The organism is Umezawaea tangerina, from assembly GCF_003002815.1.
Taxonomy (GTDB): Bacteria; Actinomycetota; Actinomycetes; order Mycobacteriales; family Pseudonocardiaceae; genus Umezawaea; species Umezawaea tangerina.
In genome coordinates, this window is record NZ_PVTF01000003.1 from 575633 (window position 1) to 592117 (window position 16485).

The 16485-nt window shown below is 71.5% G+C and carries 16 protein-coding genes; 11 read left to right on the forward strand and 5 right to left on the reverse strand.

The window, feature by feature from the left end; translation table 11 throughout:
- Positions 1-85 precede the first annotated feature (85 nt).
- From CLV43_RS13105 to CLV43_RS13135, 7 genes are all read left to right on the forward strand, one after another.
- A complete protein-coding gene (locus CLV43_RS13105) occupies positions 86-457 on the forward strand; it encodes a DUF3499 domain-containing protein (RefSeq protein ID WP_106187360.1) in 372 nt (123 codons plus the stop codon).
- A gap of 86 nt (positions 458-543) precedes the next feature.
- Positions 544-1896 carry a phosphomannomutase/phosphoglucomutase gene (locus CLV43_RS13110; RefSeq protein WP_106187361.1) on the forward strand — a complete coding sequence of 451 codons (1353 nt, stop codon included), beginning with the start codon at positions 544-546 and terminating at the stop codon, positions 1894-1896.
- A gap of 14 nt (positions 1897-1910) precedes the next feature.
- Positions 1911-2126 carry a Trm112 family protein gene (locus tag CLV43_RS13115; protein ID WP_106187362.1) on the forward strand — a complete coding sequence of 72 codons (216 nt, stop codon included), beginning with the start codon at positions 1911-1913 and terminating at the stop codon, positions 2124-2126.
- A gap of 6 nt (positions 2127-2132) precedes the next feature.
- Positions 2133-3209 (forward strand): SIS domain-containing protein, encoded by a 1077-nt coding sequence (locus CLV43_RS13120; protein WP_106187363.1) that lies wholly within the window; start codon positions 2133-2135, stop codon positions 3207-3209.
- Between the two features lie 29 nt (positions 3210-3238).
- Positions 3239-4456 carry a mannose-6-phosphate isomerase, class I gene (gene manA / locus CLV43_RS13125; RefSeq protein WP_106187585.1) on the forward strand — a complete coding sequence of 406 codons (1218 nt, stop codon included), beginning with the start codon at positions 3239-3241 and terminating at the stop codon, positions 4454-4456.
- 63 nt (positions 4457-4519) lie between these two features.
- On the forward strand, positions 4520-5467 hold the full coding sequence (locus CLV43_RS13130; protein WP_106187364.1) for a cation diffusion facilitator family transporter: 948 nt from the start codon (positions 4520-4522) through the stop codon (positions 5465-5467).
- Between the two features lie 74 nt (positions 5468-5541).
- Positions 5542-7068, forward strand: a complete 1527-nt coding sequence (locus tag CLV43_RS13135; RefSeq protein WP_106187365.1) for an amino acid permease — start codon at positions 5542-5544, stop codon at positions 7066-7068.
- Positions 7069-7120: 52 nt separating this feature from the next.
- Here the strand turns inward: CLV43_RS13135 and CLV43_RS13140 are convergent, their stop codons facing one another.
- Positions 7121-7438 (reverse strand): hypothetical protein, encoded by a 318-nt coding sequence (locus CLV43_RS13140; protein ID WP_106187366.1) that lies wholly within the window; start codon positions 7436-7438, stop codon positions 7121-7123.
- A gap of 169 nt (positions 7439-7607) precedes the next feature.
- Between CLV43_RS13140 and CLV43_RS13145 the strand changes: the two genes are divergently transcribed.
- Complete coding sequence (locus CLV43_RS13145) at positions 7608-8309, forward strand: hypothetical protein (protein ID WP_106187367.1); 702 nt, start codon at positions 7608-7610, stop codon at positions 8307-8309.
- Between the two features lie 10 nt (positions 8310-8319).
- Positions 8320-9315, forward strand: coding sequence for a dTDP-glucose 4,6-dehydratase (gene rfbB / locus CLV43_RS13150; protein ID WP_106187368.1), 996 nt, complete (start codon positions 8320-8322; stop codon positions 9313-9315).
- A 129-nt stretch (positions 9316-9444) separates the two neighbouring features.
- Here the strand turns inward: rfbB and CLV43_RS13155 are convergent, their stop codons facing one another.
- From CLV43_RS13155 to CLV43_RS13170, 4 genes are read right to left on the reverse strand one after another with little or no spacing between them, the layout of a single operon-like run.
- Positions 9445-10359, reverse strand: a complete 915-nt coding sequence (locus CLV43_RS13155; RefSeq protein ID WP_106187369.1) for a carbohydrate ABC transporter permease — start codon at positions 10357-10359, stop codon at positions 9445-9447.
- Entirely contained in the window at positions 10356-11717 is a 1362-nt protein-coding gene (locus CLV43_RS13160) for a carbohydrate ABC transporter permease (protein ID WP_106187370.1), read from the reverse strand. Before CLV43_RS13160 ends, CLV43_RS13155 begins: the two co-directional genes overlap by 4 nt.
- Position 11718: 1 nt before the next feature.
- On the reverse strand, positions 11719-13041 hold the full coding sequence (locus tag CLV43_RS13165; protein ID WP_106187371.1) for an ABC transporter substrate-binding protein: 1323 nt from the start codon (positions 13039-13041) through the stop codon (positions 11719-11721).
- Positions 13038-14255, reverse strand: a complete 1218-nt coding sequence (locus CLV43_RS13170) for an ABC transporter ATP-binding protein (RefSeq protein WP_170155823.1) — start codon at positions 14253-14255, stop codon at positions 13038-13040. Before CLV43_RS13170 ends, CLV43_RS13165 begins: the two co-directional genes overlap by 4 nt.
- Before the next feature lie 197 nt (positions 14256-14452).
- On the opposite strand from CLV43_RS13170, the gene CLV43_RS13175 reads away from it, so the two are divergent.
- Together CLV43_RS13175 and CLV43_RS13180 are read left to right on the forward strand one after the other, a co-directional pair.
- Positions 14453-15145: a response regulator transcription factor gene (locus tag CLV43_RS13175; protein WP_106187373.1), complete on the forward strand. Its 693-nt coding sequence runs from the start codon at positions 14453-14455 to the stop codon at positions 15143-15145.
- Positions 15142-16419, forward strand: coding sequence for a sensor histidine kinase (locus CLV43_RS13180; protein ID WP_106187374.1), 1278 nt, complete (start codon positions 15142-15144; stop codon positions 16417-16419). Before CLV43_RS13175 ends, CLV43_RS13180 begins: the two co-directional genes overlap by 4 nt.
- The last annotated feature ends 66 nt before the right edge of the window (positions 16420-16485 follow it).

Here is a 16485-nt window from a genome sequence, read left to right on the forward strand (position 1 = left end):
TCGCGGGGACGAAACGAGAGGTCGCTCACGCCGTTTACCGCGTGCCTCCGACACGACCGGCGGCGGACGCGCTATCGTCCCCGCCGTGCGGAGCGTGAGACGGTGCTCGCGAACCGGGTGCGCTAACCCGGCAGTCGCCACGCTCACCTATGCCTATGCGGACTCGACCGCGGTCGTCGGACCCCTTGCCACGTACTCCGAACCGCACAGCTACGACCTGTGCGAGGAGCACGCGTTGAGGCTCACCGCCCCCCGCGGGTGGGAAGTCGTGAGGTACCAGGGTGAGTTCGCGGCGCCCGAGCCGACGGTGGACGACCTGACGGCGTTGGCCGAGGCCGTGCGCGAGGCGGGCAGGGCCGACCGGCCGCTGGAGGTCCGCGATCTGCAGCGCGACCTCCAGACCGGCAACATCCGACGGGGCCACCTGCGCGTTCTGCCTGATCCGCACGAGGACTGAACCCCCGCACGGGTCACCGGTAGGCTTCCGGCCGGGCGGTGTCAACAGCCGACCGTGTCGAGGAATGCCAGCCGAGGAGTGTCCGCGTGCGCGATCTGTCCGGCGTCGTCAAGGCCTATGACGTGCGTGGTGTGGTGGGCGAACAGCTCGACGCCGCCGTCGTCCGCGACCTGGGTGCCGCGTTCGCGCGCTTGGTCGGTGGGCCCGCCGTCGTCATCGGCCACGACATGCGCGACTCCTCGCCGGAGCTGTCCGCCGCGTTCGCCGACGGCGTGAACGCCCAGGGCGTGGACGTGATCAGCATCGGCCTGGCCAGCACGGACATGCTGTACTTCGCCTCCGGGAAGCTCGACCTGCCCGGCGCGATGTTCACCGCGAGCCACAACCCCGCGAAGTACAACGGCATCAAGCTCTGCCGCGCGGGCGCCTCCCCGGTCGGCCAGGACACCGGCCTCTCCCAGGTCCGCGAGGACGCCGAGCGCGGCGTCCCGGACGCGGAGGGCGTCACCCCCGGCACCCGCACCGAGCGCGACCTGCTCGCCGACTACGCCGCCTACCTGCTCGACCTGGTGGACCTGTCCGGCTCGCGGCCGCTGAAGGTCGTCGTGGACGCGGGCAACGGCATGGGCGGCTACACGGTGCCCGAGGTGTTCAAGGGCCTGCCGATCGAGATCGTGCCGATGTACTTCGAGCTGGACGGCAACTTCCCGAACCACGAGGCCAACCCGCTGGACCCGAAGAACCTGGTCGACCTGCAGGCGAAGGTCGTCGAGGTCGGCGCGGACGCGGGCGTGGCCTTCGACGGCGACGCCGACCGCTGCTTCGTGATCGACGAGCGCGGCGAGCCGGTGTCGCCGAGCGCGATCACCGCGCTGGTCGCGGTGCGCGAGCTGGCCAAGGACCCCGGCGGCACGGTGATCCACAACCTGATCACGTCCAAGGCCGTCCCGGAGATCGTCGCCGAGCACGGCGGCAAGCCGGTCCGCACCCGCGTGGGCCACTCGTTCATCAAGGCGGAGATGGCGACCACGGGCGCGATCTTCGGCGGCGAGCACTCCGCGCACTACTACTTCCGGCAGTTCTGGAACGCCGACACCGGCATGCTGGCCGCGCTGCACGTGCTGGCCGCGCTCGGCGAGCAGGACGGCCCGCTGTCCGAGCTGACGAACGTGTACGAGCGCTACTCCGCGTCGGGTGAGGTCAACTCCACCGTCGCCGACCAGGCCGACCGGATCGCGGCGATCAAGGCCGCCTACGGCGCCCGCCCCGGCGTCACGTTCGACGAGCTGGACGGTCTCACCGTCGACCTGCCCGACGGTTCGTGGTTCAACCTGCGGGCCTCCAACACCGAACCGCTGCTCCGCCTGAACGTGGAAGCCGCCGACTCCGACGCCGTCGCCGCGCTGCGCGACGACGTGCTCGCGATCGTGCGCGGCTGACGAAAGGGAAGACGATGGCTGTGCAACTCGACAGCAGGCTGCTGGAGATCCTGGCCTGCCCGTGCCCGGAGCACGGGGCGCTGGTGGCGGGCGACGGCACCGACCCGGCGGCGAACTACCTGACCTGCTCGGTGTGCCACCGCTCGTACCCCGTCACCGACGGCATCCCGGTGCTGCTGCTGGACGAGGCCGTCCGGTTCGACACCGACCCGGACCCGACGGCCGGGTGACCCGGCATGCTGGACGACACACTGCTGGAAGACTCCGCCAGACTCGGTGAGAACGACACCGGCGGCTGGCTGCGGGCGGCCGCCCACGCCGGGGCGCAGGTCCGCGCCACCGCGGAGGTCGCCACGGAGCTGGGCGTCGCCCGGATGTTCGAGGAACGGCCGCGCGCTCTCGTGCTGCTGACCCGTCCCGGCGTGGGCAGCTCGGTGGCGAAGCTGTCCTCCGCGCTGCTCGGACCGGGCTGCCCGGTCCCGGTGGTCGTCGCGGACGAGCTCCCGCCGTGGGTCGGCGCGCTGGACGTGGTGCTGGCGCACACCGAGGATCCCGGCGACGCCGTGCTGGCCGAGTCGATCTACCGCGCGGGCCGTCGTGGCGCGCGGGTGCTGCTGACCGCCGAACCGGACGGTCCGGTGGCCGCGTCGGCCGCGGGCCACGCGCTGCTGATCCCGCCGAGGGTGCCGGTGCCGCAGGGCTTCGGGTTCCCCAGGGCGTTCGGCGGCTGGCTCGTCGCGCTCAACGCGCTGGGCCTGCTCAAGACCGACATCGGGCTGATCGCGGACGAGCTGGACCGCGAGGCCGAGCGCGACCACCCGATGCACGAGTCGTTCGTGAACCCGGCGAAGTCGCTGGCGCTGCGGCTGGCCGACCGCACCCCGCTGCTGTGGGGGCTCGACCACCCGGCGACCGCGGTCGCCGCGCACGGCGCCGCGATGCTCGGGTGCTACGCGGGTGTGGTGAGCGACGTGGCCGGGTACCCCACGGCGCTGACCCGTTCCGTCCTGCACCGCCGTGCCGTCCAGTCGGCGTCGGGCGAAGACCTGTTCGCCGACCCCGAGGACGAGCCGACCGGCCAGGTGCGGGTGATGCTGCTCGCCGTGCGGCAGGGGCAGGCCGCCGAGTACGCCCGCCGAGCCGCGCTCGACACGGTGCCCGGCGTCGACGTGCTGGAACCGGCGGAGGAAGTGACCGGCGGCGACGCGGTGTGCGCGGCACTGCTCGCCCTGCGGTTCGAGTTGGCCGCGCTCTACCTGGGCCTCGCGGCGGGAACGCTGGGCGGACCGGGTCTGTACGCACCGGCGGTCTGAGGCACGCCGACGAGGGAATGAGCGAGACCGTGGAACTGCTGCACAACGCCATCCGCGCTTACGCGTGGGGCTCGCGCACCGCAATCTCCGCACTGCTGGGCAAGGAAGTTCCCGCGCCGCACCCCGAGGCCGAGCTGTGGATGGGCGCCCACCCCGGCGACCCGTCCCGCGTGGTCGGCCCCGACGGGCAGGAGCGGTCGCTGCTGGACCTGCTGGCCGCCGACCCGGCGGCCCAGCTCGGCGAGCGGTTCGCCACCAGGTGGGGCGGCAGGCTGCCGTTCCTGATGAAGGTCCTCGCGGCCGAGGAGGCCCTGAGCCTGCAGGCCCACCCGTCGGCCGAGCAGGCCGCCGAGGGCTTCGCGGCCGAGGAGCGGGCGGGCGTCCCGATGGACGCGCCGACCCGCAACTACAAGGACCCGTCCCCGAAGCCCGAGCTGGTCTGCGCGCTCACCGAGTTCCACGCCCTCGCGGGCTTCCGCGACCCCCACCGCACCGCCGCGCTGCTGCGGTCGCTGGACGCGCCGGACTTCGCCCCCTACGCCGAGCTGCTCGCGGGCCAGCCGGACGAGCAGGGCCTGCGGGCGCTGTTCACGACGCTGATCACGTTGCCGCAGACCGCGTTGGACCAGCTGCTGCCGCAGGTGCTCGACGCGTGCGTGCTGCACGTCAAGGAGCACGGCGAGTTCGACCTGGAGTGCCGCACGGTCCTGGAGCTGGGGGAGGCCTACCCCGGTGACGCCGGGGTGCTGGCCGCGCTGCTGCTCAACCGGCTGGTGCTCCAGCCCGGCGAGGCCGTGCACCTGCCCGCGGGCAACCTGCACGCCTACCTGCACGGCACCGGCATCGAGATCCTGGCGAACTCGGACAACGTGCTGCGCTGCGGGCTCACCCCCAAGCACGTCGACGTGCCGGAGCTGCTGCGGGTGCTGGACTTCGGCTGCGGCGACATGCCCGTGCAGCGCGGCGAGGAGGTCGCGCCCGGCCTCGCGGTGTACCGCACGCCGTCGCAGGAGTTCGAGCTGTCCCGGCTGGACCTGGCCGCCGACCTCGAGGTCCGGGTCGACGACGCGGGCCCCCAGATCCTGATCTGCGTGGACGGCGCGGTCCGCGTCCACGACGGCGCCGGCCGCGAGATCGAGCTGGCCAGGGGCAGGTCCATGTGGTTGGCCGCCGCCGATCCGGCGGTGGTTGTGAAGTCCGCCGACGGGGAACCCGCGCTCGTGTTCCGGGCCACCGCCGGGGCCTGAGCCCGCCCGGCCGGTTAGGGTTCGGCTCGACAAATCGGACTTCGACCTCATCAGGGGGCGCACGTGTCAGCAGGGGGCGGAAGCAAGGCGATCATCGCCGCGCTGGTGGCCAACGCGGGGATCGCCGCCGCGAAGTTCGTCGGGTTCCTGGTCACCGGGTCGTCGTCGATGCTCGCGGAGTCGGTGCACTCGCTCGCGGACACGTCGAACCAGGGCCTGCTGCTGCTCGGGCAGAAGACGTCGAAGCGGGTCGCGACCCGCAACCACCCGTTCGGCTTCGGCCGCGACCGGTACTTCTACTCGTTCGTCGTCGCGCTGATGCTGTTCTCGCTCGGCTCGGTGTTCGCCCTGTACGAGGGCATCCACAAGCTGGAGGAGCCGGAGCCGCTGTCGTCGCCGATCGTCGCGGTGATCATCCTGCTGGTCGCGATCGGTCTGGAGAGCTACAGCTTCATGACCGCGATCAAGGAGTCGACGGAGCTCAAGGGCGAGGCGACCTGGTGGCAGTTCATCCGCCAGTCGAAGGTGCCGGAGCTGCCGGTCGTGCTGCTGGAGGACGCGGGCGCGCTCGTCGGCCTGGTGCTCGCGCTGATCGGCGTCGGCCTGGCGACCCTCACCGGTGACCCGGTGTGGGACGCGCTCGGCACGATCTCCATCGGTGTCCTGCTGGGTGTCATCGCGGTCGTCCTGATCGTCGAGATGAAGAGCCTGCTGATCGGAGAGGGCGCCTCGCCCGCCGAGCTCGACGTGCTCGTGGCCGAGCTGGCCAAGGGCAAGGTCGAGCGGGTCATCCACATCCGCACCCAGTACATCGGCCCCGACGAGCTGCTGGTGGCCGCGAAGATCGCGCTCAACCCCGGCCTGACGGTCGCCCAGACCGCCGAGGCCATCAACGACGCCGAGCTGCGCGTCCGCAACAAGATCCCGGCCGCCCGGCTCATCTACCTGGAGCCGGACCTCGACCGCAGCCTCACCGAGACCGCCCCCGACCCGGCGATCAAGGGAGCCTGATCTCCTGACCTGCCCCGGCACGCGGATCCCCCTATGGTCAAAGGTCGTCAGTCACCCTGCGACAGGAGGACCACGTGCCGGGGAACGGGTTGTGGCGCACCAAGTCCATCGAGCAGTCGATCGAGGACACCGACGAGCCGGACACCAAGCTCCGCAAGGACTTGACGTCCTGGGACCTGATGGTGTTCGGCGTCGCCGTAGTGATCGGCGCCGGTATCTTCACCGTGGCGGCGCAGACCGCCGGTGACCTGGCGGGACCGTCGGTCTCGCTGTCGTTCGTCCTCGCCGCGGTCGCCTGCGGCCTCGCGGCGCTCTGCTACGCCGAGTTCGCCTCGACCGTCCCGGTCGCGGGCAGCGCGTACACGTTCTCCTACGCCACGTTCGGCGAGCTGGTGGCGTGGATCATCGGCTGGGACCTCGTTCTGGAGTTCGCGGTCGGCTCGGCGGCCGTGGCGAAGGGCTGGTCGTCCTACCTGCAGATCGTGCTCGGCCAGATCGGGCTGGAGGCCAAGACCACGGTCGCGATCGGGTCGGTCGACTTCGACTGGGGCGCCGTCCTGCTGGTCGCGGCCCTCACCACGGTGCTCGTGCTGGGCACCAAGCTGTCCTCGCGGGTCAGCCAGGTCATCACCGCCGTCAAGGTGCTGGTGGTGCTGCTGGTCATCGTGGTCGGCGTCGGCTACATCAAGGCGTCGAACTACAGCCCCTACATCCCGCCCGCGCAGAGCGGTGGCACCGGTGTCGGGTCCAGCGGTCTGGAGCAGTCGCTGTTCTCGCTGATCACGGGCCAGTCGGGCAGCACGTTCGGCGCGTACGGGATGCTCGCCGCCGCGTCGCTGGTGTTCTTCGCGTTCATCGGCTTCGACGTCGTCGCGACCGCCGCCGAGGAGACCCGCAACCCGCAGCGCGACCTGCCGCGCGGCATCATCGGCTCGCTGGTCATCGTCACCGTGCTGTACGTCGCGGTGGCGCTGGTCATCACCGGCATGGTCCCGTACACGGACCTGAAGACCTCCGACGACGGCACGCCCGCCAACCTCGCGACGGCGTTCGCGAACCTCGGCGTCGACTGGGCGGCCAACATCATCTCGGTGGGCGCCCTCGCGGGCCTCACCACGGTCGTCATGGTCCTCATGCTCGGCCAGACCAGGGTCCTGTTCGCGATGTCGCGCGACGGCCTGCTCCCGCGCGGTCTCGCGAAGACCGGCAGCCACGGCACCCCGACCAGGGTCACGCTGCTCGTCGGCACGCTCATCGCCCTCGCCGCGGGCTTCTTCCCGGCGGGCAAGCTCGCCGAGATGGTGAACGTCGGCACCCTGTTCGCCTTCATGCTCGTCTCGGCCGGTGTCCTCATCCTCCGCAAGACCCGCCCGGACCTGCCGCGCGGCTTCCGCACGCCGCTGGTGCCGCTGGTCCCGATCCTGGCGATCCTCGCCTGCCTGTGGCTGATGCTGAACCTCACCGCGTTGACCTGGGTGCGGTTCGTCATCTGGATGCTCGTCGGCGTCGTCGTCTACTTCGCCTACGGCCGAACGCATTCCGTGCTGGCCACCCGCGACCGGACCGGCGATCCGGTGGTGAAGCCGGACGAGCGGACCTGACCACGACGGGTGCGGTCGGCCTCCCGCGGAAACCGACCGCACCCGTCGTGGTTCAGCCCTCCATCCCGGAGGTGATGCCGTCGATCGCCGCGACGACCTGGCTGACCGGGATGCGCGCGGCGATGTCCTTCGCGGCGTCCAGCCTGCCGCGGACGACGGCGAGGTGCGGCGCGGTCAGCGCGGCCTCGACCTCGGCCACCAGCCGCGTCCCGTCCGGGCGGTCGAGGTCGTGCGCCTCGACCGCCCGGACGATCAGCGCCCGCAACGCCTCGAGCTCGGCCGAGGTCCCCGGATCGACCTGCCGGTGCTCGGTGGGGTCGGCGGTCCGGACGGTGTCGGCGTGCTCTCGATCGATCTTGGAATCGGCCATCCGCGGTGTCGACCTTCGGGGGTGGGGGTTGGGTGGGCGCCGACCTTGTCGGCGGTGGGCCGCACCGCGTTACCGGCGGGATGTCCGGGTGCGGGTCCTCTTCGGGCCGACGATCACGAAGACGAATACCGGGCCCACCGCGTCCACGCCGTTTCCGTAGGATCCCGCCATGCAGCCCGACCTGGCCGCGCGCCTGGCCCAAGCCCTGCACGACCGCGAAGCCGCCTGGACCTTCGTCCGCGAGTTCGCCGAAGCCTGGTCGGCACCGCTGACCGACACCGACGGCACCGGGAACGACGAGCTGGACGCGGCCGAGGCGAGGCTCGGCGTGAAGTTGCCGCGGGCGGTCCGCGAGGCCTACCTGCTGTTCGGGCGGCGGCCGGACCTGACGTCCAACCAGGACCGGTTGCTGGCGCCCGAGAAGCTCTTCGTCGACCACGGGATGCTCGTCTTCCGCGAGGAGAACCAGTGGGTCGCCCACTGGGGCGTGCCGCTGGAGGCCCTGGACCAGGACGACCCGCCCGTCACGATGTGGATGAGCCTGGCCGACCCCGCGGCCGACCCGAAGACCGCGTGGCTGGACCGGTTCTCGGTCGCCTGCGTGGAGATGGTGCTCAGCGAGTCGCTGTTCGAGCCGGAGGACCTGGCCGCGAGCATGGAGCTGGACGAGGACGACGCGGCGGCGCTGGAGCGGTGGGGGACTCGGCTGCCGCTGCCGGACTACCCGGCGGGGTCGACGGAGACGCGGTGGTTCGTCGGCCCGGACGTGCTGGTGCGGGCGCACGACCGGCAGTGGGCGTGGGTGCGGGCGCGCACCGAGGAGGCGCTGGACGAGTTCGTGGACGCGCCGGAGGAGTGGCTGCGCCGGTAGCGTCGTGGCCATGACGACTCTCCTCGTGACCGGGGCGGCCGGGTTCATCGGCTCGCACTTCGTGCGGCACTGGGTGCACGAGCACCCGGAGGACAAGGTGGTGGCGCTGGACGCGCTGACCTACGCGGGCACCGAGGCGAACCTCGCGGACGTGCGCGAGCGGATCTCGTTCGTGCACGGGGACATCGCGGACGCCGAGCAGGTGCTGCGGGACCACCGGGTGGACGTGGTGGTGAACTTCGCGGCCGAGTCGCACAACAGCCTGGCCGTGCTGGACCCCGGCCGGTTCTTCCGGACGAACGTGCTGGGGACGCAAGGACTGCTGGAGGCCGCGCGGCAGGTCGGGGTGGCCCGGTTCCACCACGTGTCGACGTGCGAGGTGTACGGGGACCTGGCGCTGGACGCGGAGCACGCGTTCACCGAGGACTCGCCGTACCGGCCGCGCACGCCGTACAACGCGAGCAAGGCCGGGGCCGACCACGCGGTCAGGGCCTACCACGAGACGTTCGGGCTGCCGGTGACGATCACCAACTGCGCCAACAACTACGGCTCGCACCAGTTCCCGGAGAAGGTGCTGCCGCTGTTCACGACCCGCGCGCTGGACGGGCAGCCGCTGCCGGTCTACACGTCCAAGGACAACCGGCGCGAGTGGATCCACGCGCTGGACCACGTGCGGGCGATCGAGGCGGTGCTGGACCGCGGCCGGGTCGGCGACACCTACCACGTGGGCACGGGCGTCGAGGCGAGCGTGGAACGGCTGGCGGACCTGGTGCTCGACGAGCTGGGGCTCTCGCCGGACCTCAAGCAGGAGGTGCCGGACCGGCCCGGCCACGACCGGCGGTACCTGCTGGACTCGACGAAGATCACCCGCGAGCTGGGCTGGGAGCCGATGATCACGTTCGAGAAGGGCATGCGGGAGACGGTCCGCTGGTACGCCGACAACCGGGCGTGGTGGGAGCCGCTGCGCGACCGCTCGCCCGTGGTCGAGAACGCCTGGAGCGGGTGACAGCAGGAGCGGGTCGCACCGGTCAGGGGTGGGGTTTTCACCGGTGCGACCCGCTCGTGCTCTCGGACAGGTGGTCCCGGCGACCGCTCAGGGGGGAAGTTCGCGGCCGCCGGTGACCGACCTGCTGGCCTACTTGGTCGACCCCGCCAGCACGCCCTGGACGAAGTACCGCTGGAACGCCAGGAACACGCCCAGCGGCACGACCATCGACAGGAACGCGCCGGAGGACAGCAGGTCGATGTTGGTGCCGAACTGGCGCAGCTGGCCGCGCAGCACGACCGTGATGGGCGCGGAGTCCTGGTCGGCGAACACCAGCGCCACCAGCAGGTCGTTCCACACCCACAGGAACTCGAAGATCGCCAGCGACGCGATGGCGGGCTTCCCGATGGGCAGCACCACCTTCGCGAAGATCAGCCACTCGCGCGCGCCGTCCATCCGGGCGGCCTCGACGAGGTCGCGCGGGATGCCGGTGAAGAAGTTGCGCAGCAGGAAGATCGCGAACGGCAGCCCGAACGCCACGTGGAACAGCACCACACCGGTGATCGTGCCGAACAGGCCCAGCGCGCCGAAGAGCTTCGCGACCGGGATCAGCGCGACCTGGACCGGCATCACGAGCAGGCCGACGACGACCGTCGTGACCCAGCCGCGGCCAGGGAACTCGATCCACGACAGGGCGTACGCGGCGAGCGCCGAGATGACGACGACCAGGACGGTCGACGGCACGGTGATCAGGACGGTGTTGAGGAAGGACCTCAGCACCGTCTCGTTCGCCGCCAGGCCCTCGTAGTTCTCCAGGGTCAGCTGCGCGGGCTTGGTGAAGACCGTCCACCAGCCACCCGCGTTGTTGTCGGTCTCGTCGCGGAACGACGACACCAGCAGCCCGAACACCGGCATGAGCCAGAACAGCGCGACGACCGCCAGCGCCACCTGCACGGTGCCGTCGCCGAGCCTGCCGACCAGCCGGGAGAGCAGGCCTCGACGCGGTGACCCGGACACCGCGACCTCCACGATCCGGACCCGCTCCGGCGCGGTCGCGGCGGTCATGACCGCTCCCGGCGGAAGCGGCGGATGTTGAAGATCATCGCGGGGGCGACGAGGAGGAACAGCAGCACCGCCAGCGCGCTGCCGACGCCCTGGTCGCCGCCGGTGCCGAAGGACACCTGCCACATCTGCAGCGCCACCACGTTCGCCTCCTCCTGCGACGAGCCGGGCGGGATGACCAGCACCAGCTCGAAGATCTTCAGCACGTTGATCACCAGCGTCACGAACACCACCAGCAGCACCGGCATCAGCAGCGGGACCGTGACGCGCCGGAACACCTGCATCTCGGTGGCCCCGTCGACGCGGGCCGCCTCCAGCGCGTCGCGCGGGATCGCGGACAGCCCCGCCGCGATGAACGTGATCGCGAACCCGGTCATGATCCAGATCCACGACGAGATGATCACCGGCGTGATCAGCGACGGCCCCAGCCAGGTGAGGCCGCGGAACGGCAGCTCGAAGTTGTCCGCGGGCAGCCGCAGCTGGTAGCTCCCGGCGGGCAGACCGGGGAAGGTGAACCGGCCGTCGTCACCGGAGGTGGTGCGCCCGACGACCCCGCCGTCCCGCACGGCCTCGACGGAGATCCGGGGGAGGCCCTTCTCCGCGCCGTCGAGCTGGTTCGGCCGCCCGCCCGCGGAGACGTCGAGCCACACCACGCCTCGCAGCTCGTCGGAACCGGCCGTCGGCGCGGTGGCCGCGGCGGCGTTGGCGGGAACCTGGGCGGGCGCGAAACCCACCAGCGGCACGGTGACCGCGCTACCGGTCCGGAACGTCCCGGTGCTCGCGAAACCCTCCGGTGTCGCGGTGAACGGCGCCCCGTCGCGCGGGTGGGCACCGGGGTAGGACGACGACGGCGAGAACAGGTCGTGCACGCCGACCACGGCCGCGTTCACGACGCCCTGGTCCGGGTCCTCGTCGTACACCAGCCGGAAGATGATGCCGGAGGCGAACAGCGAGATCGCCATGGGCATGAACAGCACGAGCCGGAACGCGGTCGCCCACCTGATCCGCTCGGTGAGCACGGCGAGGACCAGCCCGAGCCCGGTGACCGCGACCGGCGCCACCACGACCCAGATCACGTTGTTCTTGAACGCGGTCAGCGTGCGGCGGTCGGTGAACGTGTCGACGTAGTTGCCCACGCCGACGAACTCGTCGCCGGAGCGGTCGAAGAAGCTGCGGACCACCGAGTACACCAGCGGGTAGAGCACCAGCGCCGTCAGCACGAGCGCGGCGGGCAGCAGGAACAGCGCCGCCAGCCTCGGCGACCGCCCCGTGGACGGGTCGTCGACGACCTGGTGCCCGCGCCGCCGCCCGACGCCGCGGGCACCGGGAGCGCCCGCGGCGTCGGTGTCGGGAACGCTCATCTCACTTCCCGAACGACTTGGCCGCGTCGGCCTCGAGGCGGGCCAGCGCGCCGTCGAGGTCGGCCGGGGTGGCCAGGAAGTCCTGGAGGTCCTTCCACTCGCCGCCGCCCTTGGTGCCGCCGAAGGCGGACGGGGCGAGGTCGGACATGTCGAACCGCACGTTGTCGCCGGCGTCGACGAGCTGCCCGGCCAGCTCGCGGGTCACGTCGTCGGGGTAGGAGTCGGGGGCGATGTCCTTGTTGGGGGACAGGTAGCCGCCGAGCTCGGCCCACACGGTGCCTGCCTCCGGCGAGGCCAGGAACCTCATGAGCTCCTTGGTGGCCGCGTCGTCCTTGAGCGCCACGGCGACGTCACCGCCCGCCACGACCGCGGGCTTGCTGCCGCCGACCGACGGGAACGGGAAGAACTTGGCGTCCTCGCCGACCTTCGCCTTGGTGTTCGCGGTGATCACGCCCGCGACGAAGTCGGCCTCGAACACCATCGCCGCCTTGGGCTGGTCGTCGAAGACGTTGATGACGGACTTGGGGAACTCGGTCTGCAGCGCGCCGGGGGCACCGCCCGCGATCAGCCGCTGGTCGCCGAACAGCTGGCCCAGCACCTCGAGCGCCTTCTTGACCGAGGGGTCGGTCCACGGGATCTCGTGCTTGCTCAGCTTGTCGTAGTTCTCCGGGCCCGCGCTGCGCAGGTAGACGTTCTCGAACCAGTCGGTGAGCGTCCAGCCGTCGGCGCCCGCGACGGACACCGCGGCCTGGCCGGTGTCGACGACGGACTTGCCGGTGCTGATGAACTCCTCCCACGTGGCGGGCGGCTTCGCGCCGACCACGTCGAACGCCTTCTGGCTGTACCAGACCGCGGACTTGTTGGCCGCCTTGAAGTACACGCCGTAGAGCTGCCCGTCGACGCTGCCGAGGCTCTTCCAGATCGGCGCGTTGTGGTCCTCGACGGCCTTCACGACCTCGGCGGACAAGGGCTTGAGCGACCCGGCCTTGGCGAGCTGGGCCAGCAGGCCGGGTTGGGCGACCATGGCGACGCTGGGCGGTGCGCCGCCCTGGAGCCTGGTCTGCAGCAGGGTCGGGAGCTCGTCGCCCGCGGGCGTGTAGGTGACCTCGGCACCGGTCTTCGCCTTGAAGGCGGCCAGCACCTCCTCGAAGTGCTTCTGCTCGTCGCTGGTCCACGGGCCGATGACCTCGACGGTCTGGCCCTTGAGGTCGGTCCCCGTCGCGGAGGTGCCCGCGGGTGCGCCGGTCCCGCCGGACGAGCACGCGGCCGCCGCGCCGACCACCGCGGCGGCGGCGAGCGCGCCGGACAACCTGTTCAGCCTCATCGCTGATCTCCTGACCTGTTCCAGATGGACGACCCGGTCTCCGGGTCGAAGAAGTGCAGCCGCGACGTGTCGACCCAGGCCGCGACCGGCTGGCCCTCGTAGATGCGGGTGCGCGGGCTGAACCGGCCGACCATGACCGTGTCCCGCCCCTTGGTCAGCGACGGCAGGTCCTCGGTGCCCGCGTCCAGCGCGAGCTCCTTCGTGTCCTCGGTGACGACCGGCTCGGCGTCGATCGGGAAGTGCACCAGCACGTCGGAGCCCATGGCCTCGACGAGGTCGGCGACCGAGTGCAGGAGCTGGCCCTCCTGGGCGTCGGCCAGCGCGACGTCCTCCATGTCCTCCGGGCGGATGCCCAGCACGACGTCCTCGCCGACGTGGTCGGCGAGCGCGGGCCGTTGGTGCAGAACGCTTTCCGGCAGCAGCAGCGCGTCGGAGTTCAGCGCGACCCAGTACCGGCCCTCGGCGTCGCGGTCGAGGCGGGTGGTCACGAGGTTCATGCCGGGTGAGCCGATGAAGCCCGCGACGAACAGGTTGACCGGCCGGTCGTAGAGCTCCTGCGGCGGCCCGACCTGTTGCAGGACACCGCGTTTCATCACCGCGACCCGGTCGCCCAGCGTCATGGCCTCGGTCTGGTCGTGCGTCACGTACACCGTCGTGACGCCGAGGTCGCGCTGCACCCTGGCGATCTGGGCCCGCATCTGGACCCGCAGCTTGGCGTCGAGGTTCGACAGCGGCTCGTCCATCAGGAAGACCTGCGGCTCGCGCACGATCGCGCGGCCCATGGCGACGCGCTGCCGCTGGCCGCCGGACAGGGCGCGAGGCTTGCGGTCGAGGTGCTCCTGCAGTTCCAGGACCTCCGCGACCTCGCGCACCCGGCGTTCGATCTCCTTCTTGGGAAGCTTGCGCAGCGAAAGCCCGAACCCGATGTTCTCGCGGACGTTGAGGTGCGGGTAGAGCGCGTAGGACTGGAAGACCATCGCCACGTCGCGGTCGCGCGACGGCACGCCGTTGACCACCTTCTCGCCGATGTGGATCGTGCCCTCGCTGATGTGCTCCAGGCCCGCGATCATCCGCAGCGCGGTGGTCTTCCCGCAGCCGGAAGGGCCGACGAGCACCAGGAACTCCCCGTCGCGGATCTCAAGGTTGAGGTCGTCGACGGCGCGCGTGCCGTCGCCGTACACCTTGCCCAGCCCGGTCAGAACGACTTCTGCCACGACCATCTCCTCGCAGGCGACCAAGCCCTGCCGCTGTGATCCGGGGCACGACGGCCCCGGTGCGAAGACCGTAGGCGGCACTCGCCTAAGGGAGCGTTAAGGCGTCGGCACAATCGCGATAAGTCCGCAACCCCCGTGTAATGGCGTCACCGCATCGGCACTCGCTCGGCACGCCGTTCCGTGCCTACTGTTGCCGTATGTCGAAGGTGCTCCTGGTCGAGGACGACCCGGTTGTCCAAGCCGCGCTGGTGCACGCGCTCACCGAGCTGGGGCACGTGGTGCAGGCGGTGGGCACCGCGGTGGCCGCGCTGCGGGAGGCGGCGAACCAGGAGATCGACCTGGTGCTGCTCGACCTCGGCCTGCCGGACCTCGACGGGGTGGCCGCGCTGCGGATGCTGCGCGGGGTCAGCAACGTGCCGGTGATCGTCGCGACCGCCCGCGGCGCCGAGAGCTCGATCGTGTCGGCGCTGGACGCGGGCGCGGACGACTACGTGGTGAAACCGTTCTCCAGCGAGCACCTGGCCGCCCGGATCAACGCGCTGCTGCGCCGCACCGGCGCCGACCGCCCGAAGCCGGGTTCCGGGGACGTGCTGGTGGTGGGGGACCTGCGGGTGGACGTCGGGCAGCGCGAGGCCCGGCTGGACGGTCGGGTGCTGGCGTTGAGCAGGCGGGAGTTCGACCTGCTGGCCTACCTGGCGCGGCGGCCGTCGCGGGTGATCACCCGGCGCGAGCTGATCCAGGCGGTGTGGGGGCACCCGCACGTGGGTGACGACAAGACGATCGACGTGCACGCGTCCTGGCTGCGCCGCAAGCTCGGCGAGACCGCCGCCGACCCCAAGTACCTGCACACCGTGCGAGGTGTCGGCCTCAAGTTGTCGGCGCCGGAATGAGAACCCTGGTCACCAGGGCCCTGGCCGTGGCCGCGACCCTGGCGGCGGTGCTCGTGCTGGTCGTCGCCGTCGTGCTGACCGCGGTGGCCGCGGGGGACCGGGCCCGCACCGCCGACGCCGCCGAGCAGTCCACCATCGCCGCGGTCCTGTCGGTCACGACCGACGCCGACGCCCTCCGCGCCGCACTGGCCCGCACCACCGCCGGCTCCGAGGGCAGGCTCGCCGTCCACCTCCCCGACGGCCGCACCCTCGGCGTCGGCGGCGACGACCCCGACCTGTCCGACGGCAGGCGGGTGCCGCTGCCCTCCGGCGGTACCGCCACCGTCTCCATCACCGCCCCCACCCCGGTCGTGACCCGCGCCCTCGTCCTGGAGATCACCCTCCTGCTCACCCTCGCCTGCCTCGCCACCACCGCCGCCGTCGCACTCGGCCGCCGCATGGTCGCCCCCGCCCTCGACGCGGTCCGCGTGCTCTCCGACACCGCCGAGGAGATCAGCCGCCACGACGTCAACGTCCGCATCCGCCTCACCGGCCCGGCCGAGCTGGTGGCCCTGGCCGACGCCATCAACGCCGCCGCCGACCGCACCGGCAGGTTGTTGGCGAAGGAGCGGGAGATGATCGCCGACGTCTCCCACCGCCTCCGCACCCCGTTGACCGCTCTGCGCCTCGACGCCGAGTCCATCGGCTCGGGCCCGGTCGCCGAACGCATCCGCCGCGCCGTCACGAGCATGGAGCACGACGTCGACCGCATCATCCAGTCCGTCCACCACACACCCGGCGACTTCTCCAACACCTGCGACGTCGGCGCCGTGGTCCGCTCCCGCATGGTCTTCTGGACCGCCTACGCCGACGACCAGGGCCGCCCCTGCGAAGTCGACCTCCCCTACGAACCAACCCCGGTAGAACTCTCCGCGGAAGGTCTCAGTGCGGTCGTGGACGCTTTGATGGACAACGTCTTCCACCACACCCCACCGTCCACAGAGGTCGGTGTCGCGGTCGTCCACCACGCCGGCTGGATCACCCTCGTCGTAGACGACGCCGGCCCCGGCGTAGCCGACCCCGAAGCAGCACTGCTCCGCGGCGCCAGCGGCCGCGGCTCCACCGGCCTAGGCCTCGACATCGCCCGCGCCGCCGTCGAAAGCACCGGCGGCACCATCCACGTAGAACGCGGCCGCCTAGGCGGCGCCCGCATCCGCCTCCGCTTCGCCGAAGCCCACAGCCACCACAAACCAGAAAGCCCCCGCGCCTGGCGCCTCTGGGGCAAACGCCCTTAAGAACAACAGAAAGCACCCACCCACCCACCCACCCCCCCACCCACGCACCCCACCCCGTTGGGCGCA